At 55.4% G+C, this 20,928-nt stretch carries 33 protein-coding genes; 3 read left to right on the plus strand and 30 right to left on the minus strand.

The features are described 5' to 3' along the window. Positions 1–161: 161 nt before the first annotated feature. A complete protein-coding gene (locus LC093_RS14985) occupies positions 162–2,204 on the plus strand; it encodes a chitinase (RefSeq protein ID WP_226666479.1) in 2,043 nt (680 codons plus the stop codon). A 380-nt stretch (positions 2,205–2,584) separates the two neighbouring features. Here LC093_RS14985 and LC093_RS14990 read toward each other — a convergent pair whose 3' ends face one another. The 29 genes from LC093_RS14990 to rpsJ form a co-directional block, all read right to left on the minus strand. Beyond that, positions 2,585–2,842, minus strand: coding sequence for a YeaC family protein (locus LC093_RS14990; RefSeq protein ID WP_226666480.1), 258 nt, complete (start codon positions 2,840–2,842; stop codon positions 2,585–2,587). A 107-nt stretch (positions 2,843–2,949) separates the two neighbouring features. Further along, complete coding sequence (gene rplQ, locus LC093_RS14995) at positions 2,950–3,342, minus strand: 50S ribosomal protein L17 (protein ID WP_226666481.1); 393 nt, start codon at positions 3,340–3,342, stop codon at positions 2,950–2,952. Between the two features lie 123 nt (positions 3,343–3,465). After that, positions 3,466–4,470: a DNA-directed RNA polymerase subunit alpha gene (locus LC093_RS15000; RefSeq protein WP_226666482.1), complete on the minus strand. Its 1,005-nt coding sequence runs from the start codon at positions 4,468–4,470 to the stop codon at positions 3,466–3,468. A gap of 45 nt (positions 4,471–4,515) precedes the next feature. Continuing rightward, positions 4,516–5,136: a 30S ribosomal protein S4 gene (rpsD, locus tag LC093_RS15005; RefSeq protein ID WP_226666490.1), complete on the minus strand. Its 621-nt coding sequence runs from the start codon at positions 5,134–5,136 to the stop codon at positions 4,516–4,518. Between the two features lie 15 nt (positions 5,137–5,151). Continuing rightward, positions 5,152–5,541 carry a 30S ribosomal protein S11 gene (rpsK, locus tag LC093_RS15010; RefSeq protein ID WP_043320820.1) on the minus strand — a complete coding sequence of 130 codons (390 nt, stop codon included), beginning with the start codon at positions 5,539–5,541 and terminating at the stop codon, positions 5,152–5,154. 44 nt (positions 5,542–5,585) lie between these two features. Beyond that, complete coding sequence (gene rpsM / locus LC093_RS15015; RefSeq protein WP_010133823.1) at positions 5,586–5,942, minus strand: 30S ribosomal protein S13; 357 nt, start codon at positions 5,940–5,942, stop codon at positions 5,586–5,588. 399 nt (positions 5,943–6,341) lie between these two features. Continuing rightward, on the minus strand, positions 6,342–6,458 hold the full coding sequence (gene rpmJ / locus LC093_RS15020; protein ID WP_010133825.1) for a 50S ribosomal protein L36: 117 nt from the start codon (positions 6,456–6,458) through the stop codon (positions 6,342–6,344). Between the two features lie 38 nt (positions 6,459–6,496). Next, positions 6,497–7,843 carry a preprotein translocase subunit SecY gene (gene secY / locus LC093_RS15025; RefSeq protein ID WP_226666492.1) on the minus strand — a complete coding sequence of 449 codons (1,347 nt, stop codon included), beginning with the start codon at positions 7,841–7,843 and terminating at the stop codon, positions 6,497–6,499. 12 nt (positions 7,844–7,855) lie between these two features. Further along, positions 7,856–8,290, minus strand: a complete 435-nt coding sequence (rplO, locus tag LC093_RS15030; protein WP_226666494.1) for a 50S ribosomal protein L15 — start codon at positions 8,288–8,290, stop codon at positions 7,856–7,858. A 1-nt stretch (position 8,291) separates the two neighbouring features. Next, a complete protein-coding gene (rpmD, locus tag LC093_RS15035; RefSeq protein WP_226666496.1) occupies positions 8,292–8,477 on the minus strand; it encodes a 50S ribosomal protein L30 in 186 nt (61 codons plus the stop codon). Between the two features lie 69 nt (positions 8,478–8,546). Beyond that, positions 8,547–9,056, minus strand: coding sequence for a 30S ribosomal protein S5 (gene rpsE, locus LC093_RS15040; RefSeq protein WP_161859409.1), 510 nt, complete (start codon positions 9,054–9,056; stop codon positions 8,547–8,549). Positions 9,057–9,066: 10 nt separating this feature from the next. Beyond that, positions 9,067–9,417, minus strand: a complete 351-nt coding sequence (rplR, locus tag LC093_RS15045) for a 50S ribosomal protein L18 (RefSeq protein WP_226666498.1) — start codon at positions 9,415–9,417, stop codon at positions 9,067–9,069. 9 nt (positions 9,418–9,426) lie between these two features. Continuing rightward, entirely contained in the window at positions 9,427–9,960 is a 534-nt protein-coding gene (gene rplF, locus LC093_RS15050; RefSeq protein ID WP_226666500.1) for a 50S ribosomal protein L6, read from the minus strand. A 12-nt stretch (positions 9,961–9,972) separates the two neighbouring features. Further along, positions 9,973–10,365, minus strand: a complete 393-nt coding sequence (gene rpsH / locus LC093_RS15055; protein ID WP_226666502.1) for a 30S ribosomal protein S8 — start codon at positions 10,363–10,365, stop codon at positions 9,973–9,975. A 27-nt stretch (positions 10,366–10,392) separates the two neighbouring features. Next, a complete protein-coding gene (gene rpsN / locus LC093_RS15060) occupies positions 10,393–10,698 on the minus strand; it encodes a 30S ribosomal protein S14 (protein WP_226666504.1) in 306 nt (101 codons plus the stop codon). Between the two features lie 9 nt (positions 10,699–10,707). Next, on the minus strand, positions 10,708–11,247 hold the full coding sequence (rplE, locus tag LC093_RS15065; protein ID WP_226666507.1) for a 50S ribosomal protein L5: 540 nt from the start codon (positions 11,245–11,247) through the stop codon (positions 10,708–10,710). A gap of 14 nt (positions 11,248–11,261) precedes the next feature. Next, positions 11,262–11,579: a 50S ribosomal protein L24 gene (gene rplX / locus LC093_RS15070; RefSeq protein WP_226666508.1), complete on the minus strand. Its 318-nt coding sequence runs from the start codon at positions 11,577–11,579 to the stop codon at positions 11,262–11,264. Between the two features lie 20 nt (positions 11,580–11,599). Further along, positions 11,600–11,968 carry a 50S ribosomal protein L14 gene (gene rplN / locus LC093_RS15075; protein WP_226666510.1) on the minus strand — a complete coding sequence of 123 codons (369 nt, stop codon included), beginning with the start codon at positions 11,966–11,968 and terminating at the stop codon, positions 11,600–11,602. A gap of 49 nt (positions 11,969–12,017) precedes the next feature. Further along, a complete protein-coding gene (rpsQ, locus tag LC093_RS15080) occupies positions 12,018–12,281 on the minus strand; it encodes a 30S ribosomal protein S17 (protein ID WP_226666511.1) in 264 nt (87 codons plus the stop codon). A gap of 2 nt (positions 12,282–12,283) precedes the next feature. Beyond that, positions 12,284–12,475, minus strand: coding sequence for a 50S ribosomal protein L29 (gene rpmC, locus LC093_RS15085; protein WP_043320803.1), 192 nt, complete (start codon positions 12,473–12,475; stop codon positions 12,284–12,286). Next, on the minus strand, positions 12,475–12,888 hold the full coding sequence (gene rplP / locus LC093_RS15090; protein WP_066967193.1) for a 50S ribosomal protein L16: 414 nt from the start codon (positions 12,886–12,888) through the stop codon (positions 12,475–12,477). The genes rpmC and rplP overlap by 1 nt, the downstream gene beginning before the upstream one ends. Positions 12,889–12,899: 11 nt before the next feature. Further along, entirely contained in the window at positions 12,900–13,580 is a 681-nt protein-coding gene (gene rpsC, locus LC093_RS15095; RefSeq protein WP_226666513.1) for a 30S ribosomal protein S3, read from the minus strand. A gap of 19 nt (positions 13,581–13,599) precedes the next feature. After that, on the minus strand, positions 13,600–13,932 hold the full coding sequence (gene rplV, locus LC093_RS15100) for a 50S ribosomal protein L22 (RefSeq protein ID WP_043320801.1): 333 nt from the start codon (positions 13,930–13,932) through the stop codon (positions 13,600–13,602). A 15-nt stretch (positions 13,933–13,947) separates the two neighbouring features. Beyond that, the gene (rpsS, locus tag LC093_RS15105; protein ID WP_020411388.1) at positions 13,948–14,226 is read right to left on the minus strand and encodes a 30S ribosomal protein S19; all 279 of its coding nucleotides are present in this window, start codon (positions 14,224–14,226) and stop codon (positions 13,948–13,950) included. A gap of 37 nt (positions 14,227–14,263) precedes the next feature. Next, positions 14,264–15,088: a 50S ribosomal protein L2 gene (rplB, locus tag LC093_RS15110; protein WP_226666515.1), complete on the minus strand. Its 825-nt coding sequence runs from the start codon at positions 15,086–15,088 to the stop codon at positions 14,264–14,266. A gap of 14 nt (positions 15,089–15,102) precedes the next feature. Next, a complete protein-coding gene (gene rplW, locus LC093_RS15115) occupies positions 15,103–15,399 on the minus strand; it encodes a 50S ribosomal protein L23 (RefSeq protein WP_078084419.1) in 297 nt (98 codons plus the stop codon). Continuing rightward, a complete protein-coding gene (gene rplD / locus LC093_RS15120; RefSeq protein WP_226666517.1) occupies positions 15,396–16,010 on the minus strand; it encodes a 50S ribosomal protein L4 in 615 nt (204 codons plus the stop codon). Before rplD ends, rplW begins: the two co-directional genes overlap by 4 nt. An 18-nt stretch (positions 16,011–16,028) precedes the next feature. Next, a complete protein-coding gene (gene rplC, locus LC093_RS15125) occupies positions 16,029–16,664 on the minus strand; it encodes a 50S ribosomal protein L3 (RefSeq protein WP_226666519.1) in 636 nt (211 codons plus the stop codon). 110 nt (positions 16,665–16,774) lie between these two features. Beyond that, positions 16,775–17,086, minus strand: coding sequence for a 30S ribosomal protein S10 (rpsJ, locus tag LC093_RS15130; protein WP_010133849.1), 312 nt, complete (start codon positions 17,084–17,086; stop codon positions 16,775–16,777). A gap of 206 nt (positions 17,087–17,292) precedes the next feature. On the opposite strand from rpsJ, the gene LC093_RS15135 reads away from it, so the two are divergent. Both LC093_RS15135 and LC093_RS15140 read left to right on the plus strand, forming a co-directional pair. Beyond that, on the plus strand, positions 17,293–17,769 hold the full coding sequence (locus LC093_RS15135; protein WP_226666522.1) for an aminoacyl-tRNA deacylase: 477 nt from the start codon (positions 17,293–17,295) through the stop codon (positions 17,767–17,769). A gap of 369 nt (positions 17,770–18,138) precedes the next feature. After that, positions 18,139–19,629, plus strand: a complete 1,491-nt coding sequence (locus tag LC093_RS15140; RefSeq protein WP_226666525.1) for an alkaline phosphatase PhoX — start codon at positions 18,139–18,141, stop codon at positions 19,627–19,629. Positions 19,630–19,710: 81 nt separating this feature from the next. On the opposite strand, the gene tuf is transcribed toward LC093_RS15140, so the two are convergent. Then, entirely contained in the window at positions 19,711–20,904 is a 1,194-nt protein-coding gene (gene tuf, locus LC093_RS15145) for an elongation factor Tu (protein ID WP_226666527.1), read from the minus strand. Between the last annotated feature and the right edge of the window lie 24 nt (positions 20,905–20,928).

Below are 20,928 nucleotides of genomic sequence, written 5' to 3' on the forward strand. Positions count from 1 at the left end.
TAAGCGCACGAGAAATACCGCGGACTTTACCTGAATGGCGCGCCTTCCCCTTCCCGTTACCCACCCTATTGGCTAAGTTCCGGCCACCCTTATGACAACGCTGTCAGGTCCTGCATCGACAGTCGTTGCGCCCCAGCCAATAACAATAAATTGGAGACAACATGCGCGATAGCTCCCCTTCCACACCAGCGACCTGCCACAACCGGCCCAGGTATAAAATCCCCACGACTGTCGGTGCAGCCCTGTTACCTCTCCTAGGTATTTACAGCGGCCTTGTGCAGGCAGAATTACCAGCCGAGGTGTACGACTCAAGCCGTAGCTACCCCGGCGGCAGTATGGTGTGCTACCAGCAGGATCTGTTCAAAGCCCAGTGGTGGGCGAGTGCCGGAGATTCCCCCGAAGTCGTTTATACCGCCACCAACAGTTGGGAGAGCCCCTGGGTTCTGGATACCGAAGGCGCCTGCGATACCTCCAGCACCGGCAACCTCCCCCCGGTAGCAGCCGCGATTGCCACTCCGGCGGAAATCACCGGTGCCGGCTCGATCGCCCTGGACGGCAGCCAGTCGGCGGATCCTGACGGTACTCCCCTATCCTATACGTGGGTACAAATCGCCCCCAGCTCGCCCATCGCCAGTATTCAGGCGGCGGATGCCGCAAGCACACAGGTGGACCTGCCAATCGTCAGCGCGGATACCACTTATCAATTTAGGCTGACGGTCAGCGACGGCGCCCTCTCCTCACAAACTGCCATAAGCGTGCTGCAGCGCGCAGAAACTACCACAGGCAACCAGGCCCCGATCGCCGCAGCCAGCACCTCCCAGGCAAATGTAGGCTGCCCAGCCAGCGTGACCCTGAACGGCGCCAACTCCTCTGACCCTGACGGCGATACCCTGAGCATTCAGTGGCTGCAACTAAATGGCCCGCAAGCAACCATCGCAACACCCAACGCGCTGCAGACGGCCGTAGACCTTCCTGATACCGGTGCAGATACGACCTATACCTTCGAGCTGCAAGTGAGCGACGGTGAGCTGAGCGATACAGCAACGGTCGCGATTGATCAGCAGTGTGGAAACACCGGCTTTACCTTGCCCTTGAGCACCCTCGAAGCGAAAGAAGCCGAGCTGACCTCCAGCGAGCTCTTCGCCCAGGTCAAAGCGTCAATCGCCACACTCGAAAATGACGCCGTGGAAGCGGTAACCCCGGGCCGCGCGCAAAACCCGGCCAATGTGCTGCGGGTCGAATCCCTGATCGACAACGCAGACTGGGAATACCTGTTCCCCGTGCGCGCAGCGGACTACTCCTACACCAACTTCCTGCGTGCCGTTGCCAAGTTCCCGGCGTTTTGCGGTGACTACAGTGACGGGCGGGATGCCCTGGCCATCTGCCGCAAATCCCTAGCCACCATGTTTGCCCACTTCACCCAGGAAACCGGTGGCCACACCCCGCACTGGGAACAGGCTGAATGGCGCCAGGGGCTGTACTTCATCCGCGAGCAGGGCTGGAACGAGAGCATGCCGAACGGTTATGGCATCTGCGATCCATCCACCTGGCAGGCGCAACAGTGGCCCTGCGCCACCTTCGCAGACGGCAGCTACAAGAGCTATTTCGGTCGCGGCGCCAAACAGTTGAGTTACAACTACAACTACGGGCCATTCTCTGCAGCCATGTTCGGCGACGTCAGCGTGCTGCTTGAGCAGCCGGAGCTGGTTGCAGACACCTGGCTGAACCTGGCCAGCGCGGTGTTCTTTTTCGTTTATCCACAGCCACCCAAGCCAAGCATGCTGCATGTCATCGATGGTACATGGCAGCCCAATGCGCAGGACCTCGCCAGCGGCCTGGTTCCCGGATTCGGCGTGACCACCATGGTGATCAACGGCGGTATCGAATGCGGCGGCACCAATGAGCACGCTCAATCCCAGAACCGTATCGACTACTATCGCAACTTTGCCGACTACCTTGCCGTTCCCATCGAAAGCAGTGAAGTGCTCGGCTGCGCGGGCATGGATCGCTTTGCCGTCGGCGGGGCGGGAGCAATGGACATTTACTGGGAACAGGACTGGAGCTGGGATCCGCAATACCCGAATGGTCAGAGTTACGCGTGCAAGCTCGTCGGCTATCAGACCCGCTTTTCCGCGTTTATTGAGGGAGACTACGCACGCTGCGTAGAACACTTCTTCGATGTGAATATTGACTATTCGCGCTAATCAACACAGGCACAAGCAAGCCCCGCAGGAAAATGGCCGGAAAATTCCGGCCTTTTTTTTCAGCATGCCCTCCATCTGCATATTCGCAGGAACCGCAGCTTTGGCTGATCACTCGGTTTTGGGAGGAAGTTTCGATTTGGCACCGGCGTCGAATTGAAACCCGCCAACTGAGAAGGGGAAAAACGTGTTACGAATAGCAGCGCTACACAGAACACCACAAAAGCCACGCACATAGATCAAATATTATTGCGCATTTGCGTCTCTGCGCATTGATTACAGAGACGTTGTCTATCCATTACGAATAGCCAAGCGGCCTAGCCGGGTACAACGACTACTTGCGCGCTCGCCGGAGTTCTACCAGAGAGACTATCCAAAAAGGATCAGGAATCTACCCAGGAAACCTTCTGCTCTTCATCCTTGTCGCCACAGGGAGTCGCTTTCGGCGGCACATAACCCACGCGAGATCGCGGATCCATATGACGCATTTCCCACTGTGCCACGGCTTCGCCACACAGGGATTTCTGTTCGTCCGTCAGTACAACACCATTCGGCCACTTGCCGAGCTCGATCGCGCGCTTGAGGCTACCCACAACCTGCGGATTAAGGATTTGCAGCAAATCGTCAAGAGACTGGAACATGTTCGATCCCGAAAAAACCACTATTCAGAAAACAGAAAAGCCGGTCAATGACCGGCTTTCCCTAGCTCAGTACCACAGGGGTACCGATCTTCCCAAAACGCAAGGTCTTAGGCTTCTGCTACTTCTGCAGCTTCGTCCACTTCCGGACGATCTACAAGCTCAACATAAGCCATTGGAGCCTTGTCGCCTGCGCGGAAACCACATTTCATAATGCGGATATAACCGCCCGGACGGGCTTCGTAACGGGGACCCAGCTCATCGAACAGCTTACGCACGGCATCCTTATCACGGATACGGGCAAAAGCGAGACGACGGTTGGCAACACTGTCTTTCTTAGCCAGGGTGATCAGCGGCTCAGCGACGCGGCGCAGCTCCTTGGCTTTCGGCAGTGTGGTTTTGATCAGTTCGTGCTCTACCAGAGAAGCGGTCATGTTCTTGAACATGGCCTTACGGTGAGAGCTGGTACGACTGAATTTACGGCCACTATAGCGATGACGCATAACTCAATTCCTCACGACTTAAATTGCTTTCACAGCAAGTCGTTTGTGAGTGATGTTTGCCGAAGCGGGCACCACTCGGGTTTTCTTCAAACTGGACGGGCGGATGCCCGCACCACAAACGCTTTACAGGGAGCTCAGCTTGCTGTCGCCCTTGAGGCTGGCCGGCGGCCAGTTCTCGAGGCGCATACCCAGGGACAGACCACGAGAAGCCAGAACGTCCTTGATTTCGGTCAGGGACTTCTTACCCAGGTTCGGAGTCTTCAGCAGCTCTACTTCGGTACGCTGAATCAGGTCGCCGATGTAGTAGATGTTTTCTGCTTTCAGACAGTTCGCCGAACGCACGGTCAGTTCAAGGTCGTCAACCGGACGCAACAGCACCGGATCAACTTCCTCTTCCTTAGCTTCGGGCTGGGCATCCTTCTCGCCTTCCAGGTCTACAAACACAGCGAGCTGCTGTTGCAGAATGGTAGCGGCGCGACGGATAGCTTCTTCCGGGTCCAGGGTACCATTGGTCTCCAGGTCCAGAACCAGCTTGTCCAGGTCAGTACGCTGTTCTACACGCGCGGATTCCACGCTGTAAGAAACGCGACGGACAGGGCCGAAAGAGGCGTCCAGCTGCAGGCGACCGATAGCACGGGTTTCTTCCTCGTCATCGCGACGTGCATCGGCGGGCTGGTAGCCACGGCCGCGCGCAACGGTCAGACGCAGGTTGAATTCAACATCACCAGTGATGTTGGCAATCACGTGCTCAGGGTTCACGATTTCGATGTCGTGATCCACTTGGATGTCACCCGCGGTAACCACACCGGGGCCCTTTTTGCTCAGGCTCAGCACTGCCTGGTCCTTGCCGTGCATCACCACCGCAATTTCCTTCAGGTTGAGCAGGATTTCGATTACGTCTTCCTGCACACCTTCAATCGCGCTGTACTCGTGCTCAACACCGTCGATCTCAACTTCAGTGACGGCGCAGCCCGGCATGGAGGACAGCAGGATGCGGCGCAGTGCATTGCCGAGAGTGTGGCCGAAACCACGCTCCAGCGGTTCCAGAACCACTTTGGCGTGATTCTGGTTGTACTCGGTGACGTCAATACGACGAGGTGTCAAAAACTCGTTGACAGCAGTCTGCATAGCCATACCTGTATTACAGTTTTATTCCTTAAATGGAACAGAGCCTTACTTGGAGTAGAGTTCCACGATAAGGTTTTCATTGATCTCTGCCGGCAGATCAACACGATCCGGAACACGCTTGAAAGTGCCTTCCAGTTTGGTCGCGTTAATGTCTACCCACTCTACGTCGCCACGCTGTGCAGCGAGAGCAACGGAGTTTTGGATACGCATCTGCTTTTTGGCTTTTTCACGAATAGCGATTACGTCGCCTTCCTTCACTTGGTAGGAAGGAATGTTAACGGTGCTACCGTTTACCAAGATCGCTTTGTGGGAAACCAGCTGACGTGCTTCTGCACGAGTGGAGCCGAAGCCCATGCGGTAAACCACGTTATCGAGGCGTTTTTCCAGCAGTTGCAGCAGGTTTTCACCAGTTGCACCTTTCAGGCGCGCCGCTTCCTTATAGTAGTTACGGAACTGCTTTTCCAGCACACCGTAGATACGGCGTACTTTTTGTTTTTCACGCAGCTGAACGCCGTAGTCGGACAGACGACCGCGACCGGCGCCATGAACGCCTGGCTTGGATTCCGCGCGGCACTTTGACTCGTGCGGGCGAACGCCACTTTTCAGCTGAAGATCGGTACCTTCCCGACGGGAAAGCTTACATTTTGGTCCAATATAACGTGCCATTTCGTCAACCCCCTCTTACACGCGACGTTTCTTGGGCGGACGACAACCGTTATGCGGGATCGGCGTCACGTCGGTGATGTTGGTGATCTTGTAGCCGCAGTTGTTGAGGGCGCGAACGGCAGATTCACGACCCGGGCCTGGGCCCTTTACTTCGACATCAAGGTTTTTCAGGCCATATTCCTGAGCAGCAGTACCTGCACGCTCAGCGGCAACCTGGGCTGCGAACGGGGTGCTCTTACGAGAGCCGCGGAAACCGGAACCACCAGCGGTAGCCCAGCTCAGGGTGTTGCCTTGGCGATCAGTGATCGTCACGATCGTATTGTTGAACGATGCGTGGATGTGGGCAACACCGTCGACAACGGTCTTTTTGACCTTTTTGCGAACAGTAGTTTTTGGCTTAGCCATACCTGTATCCTAAATCCTGTACTTATGAAGACTTAAGCGATCGCTTACTTGCGGATCGGCTTGCGCGGACCCTTACGGGTACGGGCGTTAGTCTTGGTGCGCTGACCGCGAAGCGGCAGGCTGCGACGATGACGCAGACCGCGGAAGCAACCCAGGTCCATCAGACGTTTGATGTTCATGGACACTTCACGACGCAGATCACCTTCAACGGTCAGTTTTGCAACTTCACCGCGGATGGTTTCGATCTGGTCTTCGGACAGATCACGAAGTTTGGTGGATTCAGCGATACCTACCGCTGCCAGAATAGACTTAGCCGTGGTGCGACCGACGCCATAGATATGGGTCAGGGAGATCACGGCGTGCTTGTGGTCTGGTACATTGACACCAGCAATACGTGCCATAGAGGCTTACTCCACGTATTGTGAACCGGCTTATTTTGGTAACAAACACGGTTCAATTCTTAATTCGGCGCTGACAGCGACTAAAAAGCCAACAACGCCACCAAAAAGGCGCGCAAGAATAGCTCTTCAGACACCAAATTGCAATAGCCCACCGTCTCCGGAGCCGGAACCCTGGAGATTGTGGACGACAGTCAACGCCCCCTTTTGAAACCCGCAAGTCTAACTGCGAATCTCCACCCGCCTGACAATTGCCAAACGGGGATGCCTTTTAGCACGGGGCTGCACTAAAAAGCAAATTCTCACGAATAGTTGATGTCGGCAACGTTCCATCGTTTTGACATCTGGCTTACCGTCCCTGGCAAACCCGTAATCAGAAGCACAGACAAACTGTGCCACTGATTAGCCCTGCCGCTGCTTGTGACGCGGTTCGGCGCTGCAGATTACCCGCAGAACACCTTTACGACGTACGATTTTGCAGTTACGGCAGATCTTTTTAACAGAAGCGCGTACTTTCATGACCTTACCTCAATTCAATCCTGCTGCTGTGGCGCCGATTAGCGACGCCCGTAGCCTTGCAGATTTGCCTTTTTCATCAACCCTTCGTACTGGTGTGACATCAAATGCGACTGCACCTGCGCCATAAAGTCCATCACTACAACCACAACGATCAGCAGTGAAGTACCTCCCAAATAGAAGGGAATGTTCAGCCCAACTACCAGGAACTGCGGCAGCAGGGATACCAGCGCGATGTAGACAGCACCCACCAGGGTAAGACGTGTCAGCACGGTATCGATGTAACGTGCAGTCTGCTCACCTGGACGGATACCGGGCACATAGGCACCGGACTTTTTCAGGTTGTCCGCCACTTCATTCGGGTTGAACATCAACGCCGTATAGAAGAAGCAGAAGAAGCCGATCAGCAGTGCGAACAGAATGATGTTCAGCGGCTGACCTGGACCAAGTTGCAGCGCCATCCATTGAAGGATCTGCGCACCGACACCTTCGCCACCCTGACCGAACCACTGCGCCAGAGTCGCAGGGAACAGCAGGATACTGCTGGCGAAGATCACCGGGATTACACCGGCCATATTGACCTTCAGGGGCAGGTGGCTCGATTGAGCCGCCGGCGCCTGAGAGTAACGACCAGCCTGACGTCGGGCGTGGTTAATCGTGATTCGGCGCTGACCGCGCTCCATCACCACCACAAAATAAACGACAGCAATCGCAACAAAACCAATCGCCAGCAGCATCAGGATATGTAACTCACCCTGACGCGCCTGCTCAAAGGCCTGACCAATGGCGCTAGGTAACCCAGCGACGATACCGGCGAAAATCAGCATCGAAATGCCGTTACCGACACCGCGCTCGGTGATCTGCTCACCCAGCCACATCATGAACACTGCGCCGGTCACCAGTGACACAACGGCCACAAAGTAAAATCCGAACGCGGGTTCAGCGGAGTACGCCAGATTCTGACCGGCAAGACCGAAGGTCATACCGATACCCTGAATCAGCGCCAGCAACACCGTCAGGTAACGGGTGTACTGGTTGATCTTACGCCGGCCTGCATCTCCTTCCTTCTTAAGCGCCTCCAGAGAAGGCGTCACCGCGGTCATCAACTGCATGATAATGGACGCGGAGATGTAAGGCATGATGCCGAGCGCGAGAATACTCATCCGCTCCAGTGCACCACCGGAAAACATGTTGAACAGTCCCAGGATCGTGCCCTGGTTCTGGTTAAACATATTTGCCAGCTTTTCCGGATCAATACCGGGCACCGGAATGTGAGTCCCTACGCGATAAACTACGATCGCCAGAAACAGAAAACGAAGGCGAGCCCAAAGCTCGCCTAATCCCTTACCGTTACCCAGGGAGTTAACACCAGATCCTGGTCGTGCCATTGGGGCCTCGATTTAGTCTTCTACTTTTCCGCCAGCAGCTTCGATGGCTGCTTTAGCGCCCTTGGTAACACCCAGACCTTTCACGGTAACCGCTTTGGTCAGTTCACCAGACAGGAACACTTTGGCGCGTTTAATGTGGCTGCCGATAATATCGGCATTTTTCAGCGCTGCCAAATCAATCGTGTCACCTTCTACCTTCGCCAGCTCCGCCAGACGTACTTCCGCAACAAAGCGGCCAACACGAGAGGTGAAACCGTACTTCGGCAGACGCTTCTGCAAAGGCATCTGACCGCCTTCGAAGCCTGGACGCACGCTGCCGCCGGAACGGGACTTCTGACCCTTATGGCCGCGACCGCCGGTTTTACCCAGGCCGCTACCAATACCGCGACCAACGCGCTTGGCGCTGTGCTTGTGACCCTCAGCGGGAGACAGTTCATTCAAACGCATGTTACGCCTCCTCTACTTTTACGAGGTAGTTCACTTTGTTGATCATGCCGCGCACAGAGGGAGTGTCTTCCACTTCCACGGTGTGACCGATGCGGCGCAGACCCAGACCAGCAACGCACGCCTGATGGTTCTTCAGACGACCAGCGATGCTCTTGATCTGGGTGACTTTGATGGTCTTTTTAGCCATGACTCATTCACTCAAAGCAAGTTTCGGATCGGGCCGACAGGTGAAATCACGCTGCGGCCCGAAGCCGAATCAGTTCAGGATTTCTTCCACAGACTTGCCACGCTTGGCGGCTACGTCTTCCGGGCTACTCATTTTGCCCAGCGCACTGAAGGTGGCACGTACGACGTTTACCGGATTGGTAGAGCCGTAGCACTTGGCCAGTACGTTGTGGACGCCAGCCATTTCCAGTACGGAGCGCATGGCACCGCCGGCGATAACACCGGTACCCTGGGAAGCGGGCTGCATGTATACCTTGGAACCACCGTGGCGACCGTTGGTAGCGTACTGAATGGTGTCACCATTCAGGTCTACCTGGATCATGTTGCGACGTGCGGATTCCATTGCTTTCTGGATAGCAACCGGCACTTCACGAGCCTTGCCACGACCGAAGCCAACACGGCCATTGCCGTCGCCAACTACGGTCAGAGCGGTGAACGCGAAGATACGACCACCTTTTACGGTTTTGGCAACGCGGTTGACCTGGACCAGCTTTTCCTGGAGGCCTTCGTCGTTGCTCTTCTCGACTTTATCTCTAGCCATAACTCAACCCTTAGAATTTCAGACCGGCTTCACGGGCAGCGTCAGCCAGGGCCTTAACACGACCGTGGTATTTGAAACCGCTGCGATCGAAGGCTACCGCTTCAACGCCAGCGGCTTTCGCACGCTCAGCGATCAGGGAGCCAACGGCTTTTGCAGCGTCGACGTTGCCGGTTTTGCTTTCACGCAGGTCCTTGTCCAGAGTAGAGGCTGAGGCCAATACCTTGTCGCCGTCGGCAGACAGGATCTGTGCGTAAATGTGACGCGGAGTGCGGTTCACTGTCAGGCGAACGGCGCCCAGCTCACGGAACTTGGCGCGGGCACGACGTGCACGACGCAAGCGAGATTGCTTTTTAACGTTCATATCTATGCCTTACTTCTTCTTGGCCTCTTTGCGATACACGCGCTCATCGGCGTAGCGGACACCCTTACCTTTGTAAGGCTCCGGCGGACGGAATGCGCGGATCTCTGCGGCCACTTGACCCAACAGCTGCTTATCGCTGCTCTTCAGTACGATTTCAGTCTGGCTCGGAGTTTCGGCACTAACGCCTTCCGGCAGTGCGTAATCCACCGGATGAGAGAAACCCAGAGTCAGGTTGACGGTTTTACCAGATGCTTTCGCACGGTAACCAACACCGATCAGCTGAAGTTTCTTTTCGAAACCCTGACTGACACCGACCACCATATTGTTAACCAGCGCGCGGGTAGTACCTGCGAGGGCACGTGCCTGCTTGGAACCATTGCGTGCAGCAAAGGTCAGCTGGTTTTCTTCCTGCTTCACTTCCACATCGCTGTGAACAGCGAGGTTCAGGTTACCGTTACCACCTTTTACAGCGATATCCTGACCTTTAAGGTCAATGGATACGCCAGCGGGGATGCTTACTGGACTATTAGCTACTCGAGACATATCAACCCCCGCTTAGAATACGGTGCAGAGCACTTCGCCACCGACACCAGCCTGACGGGCGGCACGATCAGTCATCACACCCTGAGAGGTGGAAACGATCGCGATACCCAGGCCACCACGTACGGACGGCAGAGCTTTCTTACCTGCGTAGTTACGCAGGCCAGGACGGGAAACCCGGTCCAGCTCGGCGATAACAGGCTTGCCCTGGAAGTATTTCAGTTCAATAGTCAGTTCAGGCTTGGCGCCTTCGCCGACGGATACTTCGGTAACGTAACCTTCGTCTTTCAGTACTTTGGCTACGGCTACTTTCAGTTTGGAAGAAGGCATAGAAACGCTGCCCTTTCCGCGCGACAGTGCGTTGCGGACGCGGGTCAGCATATCTGCCAACGGATCTTGCATACTCATTAAATAAGACTCCTCAAGTCTGCCGTATTACCAGCTGGACTTAACCAGGCCGGGGACATCACCACGCATAGCTGCTTCACGCAGTTTGTTACGGCACAGGCCGAACTTACGGTAGACAGCGTGGGGGCGACCAGTGATACGACAGCGACGTTGCTGACGTACCGGGCTTGCATCGCGCGGCAGTTGTTGCAGCTTGAGTTGAGCCTCCCAGCGCTCCTCGTCGGAAGCGCTGGCACTGGCGATGATCGCCTTCAGCTCTTGACGCTTTTCGGCGTACTTAGCTGCGGTTCGAGCGCGCTTGTTCTCGCGCGCAATCATGGATTTCTTCGCCATGGAATCCTCTTAACCCTTGAAAGGGAAGTTGAATGCTTTCAGCAGTGCGCGACCTTGGTCGTCGTTGGCTGCTGTAGTAGTGATACAAATATCCAGACCGCGAATCTTGTCTACTTTGTCGTAGTCAATTTCCGGGAAGATAATTTGTTCGGTTACACCCATCGAGAAGTTACCACGACCGTCGAACTGCTTCGGACTAATGCCTCGGAAGTCGCGGATACGCGGAATCGCGATACCAACCAGACGCTCCAGGAACTCGTACATGCGCTCGCCGCGCAGAGTTACCTTACAGCCGATCGGCCATTCCTCACGGATCTTAAAGCCCGCAATAGATTTGCGCGCTTTAGTCACGATGGGTTTTTGACCAGTAATCGCTGTCATGTCACTGACAGCGTGTTCCAGTACCTTCTTGTCACCAATCGCTTCACCGACACCCATGTTGACGGTGATTTTGGTGATGCGCGGCACGGACATTACGTTCTCAAGTCCCAGCTCTTCTTTCAGCTTGGACGCGAGTTCTTTGGTGTAGAGCTCTTTAAGCCTTGCCATTTTTTCCACCTGACTTATGCGTCAACAGCGTCGCCGCTGGATTTGAAGACGCGAATCTTAGTGCCATCTTCCAATACTTTGAAGCCTACCCGGTCAGCTTTTTGAGTTGACGGGTTAAAAATGGCTACGTTGGAAGCCTGAATAGCGGCCTCTTTCTCAACGATGCCACCAGCAACGCCCAGCTGGGGGTTCGGCTTCTGGTGTTTCTTGATCATCTGAACACCGGCAACAATCAGACGGCCATCGTTGAGCACCTTGCGTACGGTGCCACGCTTGCCTTTGTCGCGACCGGCGATAACGATCACTTCGTCGTCACGCTTGATCTTGCGCATAACTCTTCTCCGCTCGAGGCTTAAATAACTTCGGGAGCCAGTGAGATGATCTTCATGAACTTCTCACTACGCAGCTCGCGAGTTACCGGGCCAAAAATACGGGTGCCGACCGGAGCATGGTTCTGGTTCAGCAACACCGCTGCGTTATCGTCAAACTTGATCAGGGAACCATCGGTACGGCGCACACCTTTTTTGGTGCGAACCACTACCGCGTTCATTACCTGACCCTTTTTCACTTTACCGCGAGGAATTGCTTCCTTAACGGTTACTTTGATGATGTCGCCAACGCCAGCGTAGCGACGGTGGGAGCCGCCCAGCACCTTGATGCACATGACACGGCGAGCCCCACTGTTATCGGCTACTTCTAAGTAGGATTCTGCTTGAATCATTGTTCCTCTCCGAAAACCTGTTTAGGTCTTCACAGTCAATGGGCCAGGATTAAACCTTCGCCGCACGCTCTACAATTTTCTGCAAGGACCAGGACTTGCTCTTGGACAGCGGACGAGATTCTTCGATGGTTACGACATCACCGATGCCGCAATCATTGTTTTCGTCGTGTGCCTTGAGCTTGGTGGACTTGCTCACGATTTTGCCGTAGATCGGGTGCTTAACACGGCGCTCGATCAAAACGGTGATGGTTTTATCCATCTTGTCACTCACGACCTTACCGGTCAGAGTCCGCTTCAGTTGTGCTTCAGCCATGATTAATTACCTGCCTTCTCGGTCAACACAGTCTTAATGCGAGCAATGTCGCGACGAGTCTGCTTCAGCAGATGAGTCTGAGTCAGCTGACCGGTGGATTTCTGCATGCGCAGCTTGAATTGTGCTTCAAGCTGGCTCAGCAGTTCCTGGTTCAGTTCTTCAACAGACTTTGAGCGTAGATCTGCAGTCTTCATTACATCACCGAACGCTTAACGAAAGTTGTCTTTACAGGCAGCTTGGCTGCAGCGAGCTCAAATGCTTCGCGAGCCAGTTCTTCGGATACGCCTTCCATTTCATAGAGGACTTTACCCGGCTGAATCTGAGCCACCCAGTATTCTACGTTACCCTTACCTTTACCCATTCGAACTTCGAGGGGCTTACTGGAAATGGGCTTGTCCGGAAACACACGAATCCAGATCTTACCGCCACGTTTAACGTGACGAGTCATTGCGCGACGAGCCGCTTCGATCTGACGCGCAGTAATGCGTCCACGACCGATGGCCTTGAGGCCGAACTCGCCAAAGCTCACTTTAGAGCCGCGCTGGGAAAGACCGCGGTTACGACCTTTCTGTACCTTGCGGAATTTTGTACGCTTTGGTTGTAGCATCTGCGCACCCCTTAATTAGCAGCTTTTTTGCGAGTCTTCGCTGGCTTCTCTTCGGGGATTTCGTCACCGATGACTTCGCCTTTGAAGATCCAAACTTTCACACCGATGATGCCGTAAGTAGTACTGGCTTCAGCAGTGCCGTAGTCGATGTTTGCACGCAGAGTGTGCAGCGGCACACGGCCTTCGCGGTACCATTCAGTACGAGCAATCTCGGCACCGCCAAGACGACCACTTACCTGAATTTTGATACCTTCGGCACCCTGGCGCATAGCGTTCTGAACGGCACGCTTCATAGCGCGACGGAACATAACGCGACGCTCCAGCTGCTGAGCAACGTTCTGGCCAACCAGAGTGGCGTCCAGATCAGGTTTGCGCACTTCTTCGATGTCGATGTGCACAGGCACACCCATCTTGGCGCTAACTTCGTTGCGCAGACGCTCTACGTCTTCACCTTTTTTACCGATCACGATACCCGGACGCGCAGTGTGAATAGTCACACGAGCGGTGTTTGCCGGACGTTCGATCTCGATGCGGCTCACAGAAGCGTGAGCCAGTTTCTTGCGAATGAATTCGCGAACTTTCAGATCCGTGTACAGCTTGTCTGCGTACTCGTCGCTGCCCGCATACCAAACAGAGGTATGCTTTTTAACGATACCCAGACGAATGCCGGTAGGATGTACTTTTTGTCCCATGGTTTTTCCGCCTGCTCTCTTATTTCTCGGCCACTTTCACAGTAATGTGACAAGTACGCTTCAGAATGCGGTCAGCACGACCCTTTGCGCGCGGTTTAATGCGCTTCATGGTCATACCTTCGTCTACGAAAATGGTGGACACCTTCAGCTCGTCAACGTCAGCACCTTCGTTGTGCTCAGCGTTGGCAATTGCAGATTCCAGAACTTTCTTGACGATCGCAGCACCTTTCTTATGGCTAAAAGCCAGAATGTCCAGGGCTTCCTCAACACCTTTACCGCGAATCTGATCAGCTACCAGACGCGCTTTTTGTGCCGAAAGACGAGCACCGCGTAATTTTGCTTGCACTTCCATCTCTATAACCTCGGCTTAGCGCTTCTTCGCTTTCTTATCCGCAGCGTGGCCACGGTAAGTGCGGGTAGCCGCGAATTCGCCCAGCTTGTGACCAACCATTTCTTCGTTGACCAGCACAGGCACGTGTTGACGACCGTTATGAACGGCAATCGTCAGGCCCACCATTTCCGGCATAATCATGGAACGGCGGGACCAGGTTTTAATCGGCCGGCGATCATTGGCTTCGATCGCTGCCTCCACCTTCTTGATCAAATGCAGATCAATAAAGGGACCTTTCTTTAATGAGCGTGGCACTGTCGATTCCTCTCTAGCAGCTCAGACATCGCGCGGCTTATTTGCCGCGACGACGTACTATCATTTTGTCGGTGCGCTTGTTCTTACGCGTTTTCTTACCCTTGGTCGGAACACCCCAAGGCGTCACAGGGTGACGACCACCAGAGGTACGACCTTCACCACCACCGTGCGGGTGGTCTACCGGGTTCATCGCCACACCGCGAACGGTAGGACGAACACCGCGCCAGCGTTTGGCACCAGCTTTACCCAGCTTGCGCAGGCTGTGCTCAGAGTTGCTCACTTCACCCAGGGTGGCGCGACACTCAGAGAGAACTTTACGCATTTCGCCAGAGCGCAGACGGATAGTCGCGTACTGACCTTCACGGGCAACCAGCTGAACAGAGGCACCAGCAGAGCGGGCCAGCTGTGCGCCTTTACCAGGCTTCAGCTCGATACCGTGAATCACGGAACCAACCGGAATGTTGCGCAGCGGCAGGGTGTTACCCACGCTGATCGGCGCAGCATCGCCAGACTGGATTTTTGCACCCGCTTTCAGGCCTTTCGGCGCAATGATGTAGCGGCGCTCACCGTCGGCGTAGCAAACCAGAGCGATATGAGCGCTGCGGTTCGGATCGTATTCCAGACGCTCAACGGTGGCTGGAATGCCATCTTTATTGCGTTTGAAATCCACTACACGATAGTGATGCTTGTGACCACCACCGATGTGACGGGTAGTAATGCGACCGTTGTTGTTACGGCCACCGGTCTTGGACTTCTTCTCCAGCAACGGCGCGTAAGGTGCACCTTTATGCAGATCAGAATTAACAACCTTGACCAGGTGACGACGGCCGGCAGAGGTCGGTTTTGCTTTTACAATTGCCATTGTAACTGTCCCCTTTACTCAGCAGCTTCAAAGTTGATGTCGCTGCCTTCGGCCAGGCGAACGTAGGCTTTTTTCCAATCGTTGCGCTGACCCATGCCGTAGCGGGTGCGCTTGGTTTTGCCCTTAACGTTCACGGTGCGAACCTGCTCAACAGATACGTTGAACAGCTTTTCAACCGCGGCCTTGATCTCGGCTTTAGAAGCGTCGGTGGTTACCTTGAACACTACCTGGTTGGCGGCATCCGCCAGCACAGCAGCTTTCTCGGAAATTACCGGACCCAGCAGTACTTTGTAGATACGCTCTTGGTTCATCCCAGCACCTCATCAATTTTCTTGAGTGCAGAAACGGTAACCACGACTTTATCGAAGCGAATCAGGCTTACCGGATCGATACCCTGTACATCGCGAACATCGATCTTGTGCAGGTTGCGCGCGGCCAGGTAGAGGTTTTCATTAACCTCTTCGGTCACGATCAACGCATCAGACAGATCGTACTGAGCAAGCTTGGTTACCAGTTGCTTGGTTTTAGGCGCGTCCACATCGAAGGACTCAACTACAACCAGACGCTCCTGACGAGCCAGCTCGGAGAGAATGCAACGCAGTGCAGCGCGGTACATTTTCTTGTTCAGCTTTACGCTGTGATCACGTGGTTCAGCAGCGAAGGTTACGCCACCGGAGCGCCACAGCGGGCTGCGGATAGTACCGGCACGAGCACGGCCAGTACCTTTTTGGCGCCAAGGCTTCTTGCCGCCACCGGAAACCGCAGCGCGGTTTTTCTGAGCCTTGGTACCCTGGCGAGCGCCTGCCATGTAGGCGACAACTGCCTGGTGCACCAGGTCCTGATTGAATTCACGACCGAAAGCCACTTCAGAAACTGCAACAGTGCCTTTAGCGCCTTCGGGAGTAGCGATATTCAGTTCCATATCTATTTCCCCTCAGACTTAGGCTTTAACGGCCGGACGAACGATTACATTGCCACCCGGAGCGCCAGGAACGGCACCTTTAACGAGCAGCAGATTGCGTTCGGCGTCCACACGAACTACTTCCAGGTTTTGCGTGGTAACACGCTCGGCACCCATGTGACCAGCCATTTTCTTGCCTTTCCACACGCGGCCAGGAGTCTGGCACTGACCGATAGAACCGGGAGCGCGGTGAGACAGAGAGTTACCGTGAGTAGCGTCTTGGGTACGGAAGTTCCAGCGCTTGATAGCACCTTGGAAACCTTTACCTTTGGAAGTGCCGGTTACGTCAATCTTCTGACCAGCTTCAAAGCCAGCAACAGTGATTTCAGAACCGATTTCGAAAGACTCTTCAGAACCATCAGTACGCAGTTCGAAGAGTGCAGAGCCAGCCTCAGTGTTGGCTTTGGCGAAGTGGCCCGCTTCGGGCTTGGAGACACGGGAAGCTTTACGAGCACCCACAGTTACTTGAACCGCGGAGTAGCCGTCAGTTTCCAGAGTTTTCACCTGAGTGACGCGGTTTGGAGCTACCTCGATAACAGTTACCGGGATAGACGCGCCGTCTTCGGTGAAGATGCGAGTCATGCCGCTCTTGCGGCCGACAATACCTATAGTCATCTTATCAACCTCTCAGTGCACGGGGCTTTAACCCACTGCGGCCGCCCAATTTCAGAGCGTTACACTACCCAAACCTTTTTCGTTTGGGATTCGGTGGTTAGTTTGAAGTGTTAGCCGAGACTGATCTGAACCTCAACACCGGCCGCCAGGTCGAGCTTCATCAGCGCGTCGACGGTTTTTTCGGTGGGTTCTACGATGTCCAGCAAACGCTTGTGAGTACGGATCTCGTACTGGTCACGCGCATCTTTGTTGACGTGCGGAGAAATCAGTACGGTGTACTTCTCTTTACGAGTCGGCAGCGGGATAGGACCGCGTACTTGCGCGCCAGTGCGCTTGGCCGTCTCGACGATCTCCTGAGTAGACGCGTCAATCAGTTTGTGATCAAAGGCCTTCAGGCGAATTCGAATGCGTTGACCCTGCATGGAATCAAACTCCAATGTAAAACTAAAGAACGTCCTTTTACGCAGCCCCGAGGGCGGGCGAAAAGGAGCGCGAAGTCTACGGGTGATTTTTTGGCCTGTCAACTCCCATCAGGAGGCGCGACCGAGAGCACGCATTTCGTTCCGGTAACGCCCGAAACTACACTGGGGACATACGCTGTATAAGCGCAATGCAGGAGGGAATCCCCATGACCATAGCCTCCACAGTAAGCCGGTATCTCGACGATCACGCCGTGAACTACAGGGTCATCCCCCACGACCACAGCGCGACAAGCCGGGAGAGTGCACACAAGGCCGACGTACGGGAAGACCGCGTAGCGAAAGCGATCCTGTTGAAGGATCAGGAGGGGATGGTAATGACCATCATTCCCGCCAGCAATAGCCTCGACATGGCAGCCGTACACGACGCGACAGGGCGAAACCACCTTGAAATGGTGAACGAGAGTGAGTTCCAACAGGTATTCAGCGATTGCGAAATCGGTGCCCTGCCGCCACTGGGGCAGGCCTACGGACTCACAACCCTGGTAGACAGCGACCTCGACAGCCGTGACACCATCTACCTTGAGTCCGGTGACCATGAATCACTGGTCGCGATGGACGGGCGCGACTTCGACCGACTCATGAAAAACAGCGTGCACTGTAACCTCAGTAAGGACTGGTGGTAACGACGTTCACCAGTAGACGTTCAATGACCAAATCAGCGGGGCCGGTCTCGGCCCCTGAAGGGCTCCAGCAGCCCATGTGAGCGCACCCTACCCGCAGCCGCACATTCCCCGTTTGGGTTATTTTTTAACCAGCCCACCCCCTCCCCAGTAAGCCTCAACCCGCACCAAAACGGTCCGGCGCGCCAACCATCGAGAGATTGTGACCCGGCGCACCCAAGTGCACCCGGTAGCAAAACGTTCACAGCAATTGCATTGGCAGACAACGCGCACCCCCGAACCTAGCGCCCGGCAACAGGCCCGTGCCAGCACGAACCCGAGCTATGCACCCCGACAGCCGCCACTTACCAACAACTCTGGAGGACGCACTATATGAATAACGACGCAAGCCCCACCCCTACCGCTGATGCCGAAGAAACCAGCACCCTGAGCCGGCGCGGTTTTGTCCGCACCGGACTACTCGGCAGCGCCGCAAGCTTGGCGTTTGGCGCGCTGACCGCGCAGGCAAAAACACCACGCCAACCACCTGCCGCACCTGACCACGCACATAAACATCACACTAAAAGCGCCGATTACGGTCCACTGAAACCCACCAGGTGCCAGGTGACCGGACTGAGCCTCCTCGCCCTGCCCGCCGGGTTCGAATACCACTCTTTCGGCTGGACTGGCCAACTGATGGACGACGGCCGCCCGACACCAACCGATCACGATGGCATGGCCGTGTGCGGCAAACGGGGGCACACCATTGCGCTCGTACGCAACCACGAACTCTCAGCCGGCGAGAGCAACCAGTGTTATGTCGCTGGCGGCATGTATAACCCGGATGAATTCGGCGGTACCACCACCCTCGAGTTCGATCTGATCCAGGGCAAGTTCACCCGCAGCTATACCAGCCTCGGCGGCACCATCCGCAACTGCGCCGGGGGCCCCACCCCCTGGGACTCCTGGATCTCCTGTGAAGAAACCTTCCACACATGGCGCAACGAAGGATACAACCACGGGTACATTTTTGACGTACCCGCATTTGGCATCAGTAATGGCCAGCCCATTCGCGCCGCCGGTCGCTTCTCCCACGAAGCCGTAGCAGTGGACCCACACACCGGTGTCGTCTATGAGACTGAAGATGCGGGAAGCAGCGCTTTCTATAAATATGTGCAACCAGGTGCAGGAACCCCCGGCTGGCACAGCCGACATCACCGCGGAGAAGGCCTGAAAGATGGAGGAAATCTCTACGCGCTGGTGGTTAAAGACAGCCCATCAAAAGATTGTCGTGGCGGCTTCACCCCAGGTGACTCTTTTGCCGTTACCTGGGAGCTCGTGACCGACCCGGAAGGGATTCATGGTCGCGCATTTGACTCAGCCCCGAACGCGGCCATTTTTTCCCGCGGCGAAGGCTGCTGGGAGGACCATGGCAATATCTATTTCATCTCCACCAACGGCGGCGCGGCTAAACTCGGGCAGGTATGGATGTACGACCCGCGCAAAGAAACCCTCACGCTAGTCTATGAGTCCACGGACGCTTCGGATGTCGACGGCCCGGACAACATCGCGATCAGCCCGCGCGGCGGCATCATCCTGTGCGAAGACGGGCGTTCCGATCCCAAGAGAATGATTGGCCTGAGCCGCAGCGGCGAAACCTTCCCGTTTGCGGAGAACAGGATTCAGTTGGCGGCGGGGGACCTGGACAAAATCAACGCGATCTATCCCGGGGTTGTGGATAACTTCCATGATAGCGCGATCGGAGACTTTCGCTCGCGGGAATGGGCTGGCGCAACCTTTTACGGTGACTGGCTGTTTGCGAACATTCAGTCGCCCGGGGTGACTTTTGCCATTCGCGGGCCATGGAAGAAGGGCGCACTCTGAGGTTTCCGGAAGTTTTTCCGGGCAATAAAAAAGCCGCAGCGTTTCCGCTGCGGCTTTTCTGCTTCAGATCAGGAGTAAAGATTACTCGATGATCTTAGCTACAACGCCAGCACCAACGGTACGGCCACCTTCGCGGATCGCGAAGCGCAGACCATCTTCCATGGCGATCGGAGCAATCAGAGTTACAGTCATCTGAATGTTGTCGCCCGGCATTACCATTTCGGTGCCTTCCGGCAGCTCGCACGCACCAGTTACGTCGGTGGTACGGAAGTAGAACTGCGGACGGTAGCCTTTGAAGAACGGGGTGTGACGACCACCTTCGTCCTTGGACAGGATGTACACTTCCGCTTCGAACTTGGTGTGCGGAGTGATGGAGCCCGGCTTAGCCAGTACCTGACCACGCTCAACCTCGTCACGCTTGGTGCCACGCAGCAGCGCACCAATGTTCTCACCAGCACGGCCTTCGTCCAGCAGCTTGCGGAACATCTCAACACCGGTACAGGTGGTTTTGGTGGTGTCTTTGATACCAACGATTTCGATTTCGTCGCCAGTATTGATGATGCCACGCTCTACACGACCGGTTACTACGGTACCACGACCGGAGATGGAGAATACGTCTTCGATCGGCATCAGGAACGGCAGGTCTACCGCACGCTCCGGTTCCGGGATGTACTCGTCCAGGGTCTCAACCAGCTTCTTAACAGCGGTGGTGCCCAGTTCGTTGTCGTCTTCGCCGTTCAGCGCCATCAGAGCAGAACCAACGATGATCGGAGTGTCGTCACCCGGGAACTCGTACTGGTCCAGAAGCTCACGAACTTCCATCTCTACCAGTTCCAGCAGCTCTTCGTCGTCAACCATGTCGGCTTTGTTCAGGAATACCACGATGTACGGTACACCTACCTGACGGGACAGCAGGATGTGCTCACGAGTCTGCGGCATGGGGCCGTCAGCAGCAGAACATACCAGGATAGCGCCGTCCATCTGAGCAGCACCAGTGATCATGTTCTTAACGTAGTCGGCGTGTCCCGGGCAGTCTACGTGCGCGTAGTGACGGGTCGGGGACTCGTACTCAACGTGAGAGGTAGCGATGGTGATACCACGCTCACGCTCTTCAGGAGCGTTATCGATACCGTCGAAGGCAACGGCAGAGCCGCCCCATACTTCAGCACATACGCGAGTCAGCGCAGCAGTCAGGGTGGTTTTACCGTGGTCAACGTGACCGATGGTGCCCACGTTTACGTGGGGCTTGGAACGTTCAAACTTTTCTTTTGCCATTTTCAATGTCCTCTAGCTAAAAGA

Source organism: Microbulbifer aggregans (assembly GCF_020524005.1).
Taxonomy (GTDB): domain Bacteria; phylum Pseudomonadota; class Gammaproteobacteria; order Pseudomonadales; family Cellvibrionaceae; genus Microbulbifer; species Microbulbifer aggregans_A.

Excerpts from the sequence above, each read along its gene's own strand:
- LC093_RS14985 (WP_226666479.1), top strand. The coding sequence starts at position 162 with ATGCGCGATAGCTCCCCTTCCACACCAGCGACCTGCCACAACCGGCCC.
- LC093_RS14990 (WP_226666480.1), bottom strand. The coding sequence starts at position 2,842 with ATGTTCCAGTCTCTTGACGATTTGCTGCAAATCCTTAATCCGCAGGTT.
- rplQ (WP_226666481.1), bottom strand. The coding sequence starts at position 3,342 with ATGCGTCATCGCTATAGTGGCCGTAAATTCAGTCGTACCAGCTCTCAC.
- LC093_RS15000 (WP_226666482.1), bottom strand. The coding sequence starts at position 4,470 with ATGCAGACTGCTGTCAACGAGTTTTTGACACCTCGTCGTATTGACGTC.
- rpsD (WP_226666490.1), bottom strand. The coding sequence starts at position 5,136 with ATGGCACGTTATATTGGACCAAAATGTAAGCTTTCCCGTCGGGAAGGT.
- rpsK (WP_043320820.1), bottom strand. The coding sequence starts at position 5,541 with ATGGCTAAGCCAAAAACTACTGTTCGCAAAAAGGTCAAAAAGACCGTT.
- rpsM (WP_010133823.1), bottom strand. The coding sequence starts at position 5,942 with ATGGCACGTATTGCTGGTGTCAATGTACCAGACCACAAGCACGCCGTG.
- rpmJ (WP_010133825.1), bottom strand. The coding sequence starts at position 6,458 with ATGAAAGTACGCGCTTCTGTTAAAAAGATCTGCCGTAACTGCAAAATC.
- secY (WP_226666492.1), bottom strand. The coding sequence starts at position 7,843 with ATGGCACGACCAGGATCTGGTGTTAACTCCCTGGGTAACGGTAAGGGA.
- rplO (WP_226666494.1), bottom strand. The coding sequence starts at position 8,290 with ATGCGTTTGAATGAACTGTCTCCCGCTGAGGGTCACAAGCACAGCGCC.
- rpmD (WP_226666496.1), bottom strand. The coding sequence starts at position 8,477 with ATGGCTAAAAAGACCATCAAAGTCACCCAGATCAAGAGCATCGCTGGT.
- rpsE (WP_161859409.1), bottom strand. The coding sequence starts at position 9,056 with ATGGCTAGAGATAAAGTCGAGAAGAGCAACGACGAAGGCCTCCAGGAA.
- rplR (WP_226666498.1), bottom strand. The coding sequence starts at position 9,417 with ATGAACGTTAAAAAGCAATCTCGCTTGCGTCGTGCACGTCGTGCCCGC.
- rplF (WP_226666500.1), bottom strand. The coding sequence starts at position 9,960 with ATGTCTCGAGTAGCTAATAGTCCAGTAAGCATCCCCGCTGGCGTATCC.
- rpsH (WP_226666502.1), bottom strand. The coding sequence starts at position 10,365 with ATGAGTATGCAAGATCCGTTGGCAGATATGCTGACCCGCGTCCGCAAC.
- rpsN (WP_226666504.1), bottom strand. The coding sequence starts at position 10,698 with ATGGCGAAGAAATCCATGATTGCGCGCGAGAACAAGCGCGCTCGAACC.
- rplE (WP_226666507.1), bottom strand. The coding sequence starts at position 11,247 with ATGGCAAGGCTTAAAGAGCTCTACACCAAAGAACTCGCGTCCAAGCTG.
- rplX (WP_226666508.1), bottom strand. The coding sequence starts at position 11,579 with ATGCGCAAGATCAAGCGTGACGACGAAGTGATCGTTATCGCCGGTCGC.
- rplN (WP_226666510.1), bottom strand. The coding sequence starts at position 11,968 with ATGATTCAAGCAGAATCCTACTTAGAAGTAGCCGATAACAGTGGGGCT.
- rpsQ (WP_226666511.1), bottom strand. The coding sequence starts at position 12,281 with ATGGCTGAAGCACAACTGAAGCGGACTCTGACCGGTAAGGTCGTGAGT.
- rpmC (WP_043320803.1), bottom strand. The coding sequence starts at position 12,475 with ATGAAGACTGCAGATCTACGCTCAAAGTCTGTTGAAGAACTGAACCAG.
- rplP (WP_066967193.1), bottom strand. The coding sequence starts at position 12,888 with ATGCTACAACCAAAGCGTACAAAATTCCGCAAGGTACAGAAAGGTCGT.
- rpsC (WP_226666513.1), bottom strand. The coding sequence starts at position 13,580 with ATGGGACAAAAAGTACATCCTACCGGCATTCGTCTGGGTATCGTTAAA.
- rplV (WP_043320801.1), bottom strand. The coding sequence starts at position 13,932 with ATGGAAGTGCAAGCAAAATTACGCGGTGCTCGTCTTTCGGCACAAAAA.
- rplB (WP_226666515.1), bottom strand. The coding sequence starts at position 15,088 with ATGGCAATTGTAAAAGCAAAACCGACCTCTGCCGGCCGTCGTCACCTG.
- rplW (WP_078084419.1), bottom strand. The coding sequence starts at position 15,399 with ATGAACCAAGAGCGTATCTACAAAGTACTGCTGGGTCCGGTAATTTCC.
- rplD (WP_226666517.1), bottom strand. The coding sequence starts at position 16,010 with ATGGAACTGAATATCGCTACTCCCGAAGGCGCTAAAGGCACTGTTGCA.
- rplC (WP_226666519.1), bottom strand. The coding sequence starts at position 16,664 with ATGACTATAGGTATTGTCGGCCGCAAGAGCGGCATGACTCGCATCTTC.
- rpsJ (WP_010133849.1), bottom strand. The coding sequence starts at position 17,086 with ATGCAGGGTCAACGCATTCGAATTCGCCTGAAGGCCTTTGATCACAAA.
- LC093_RS15135 (WP_226666522.1), top strand. The coding sequence starts at position 17,293 with ATGACCATAGCCTCCACAGTAAGCCGGTATCTCGACGATCACGCCGTG.
- LC093_RS15140 (WP_226666525.1), top strand. The coding sequence starts at position 18,139 with ATGAATAACGACGCAAGCCCCACCCCTACCGCTGATGCCGAAGAAACC.
- tuf (WP_226666527.1), bottom strand. The coding sequence starts at position 20,904 with ATGGCAAAAGAAAAGTTTGAACGTTCCAAGCCCCACGTAAACGTGGGC.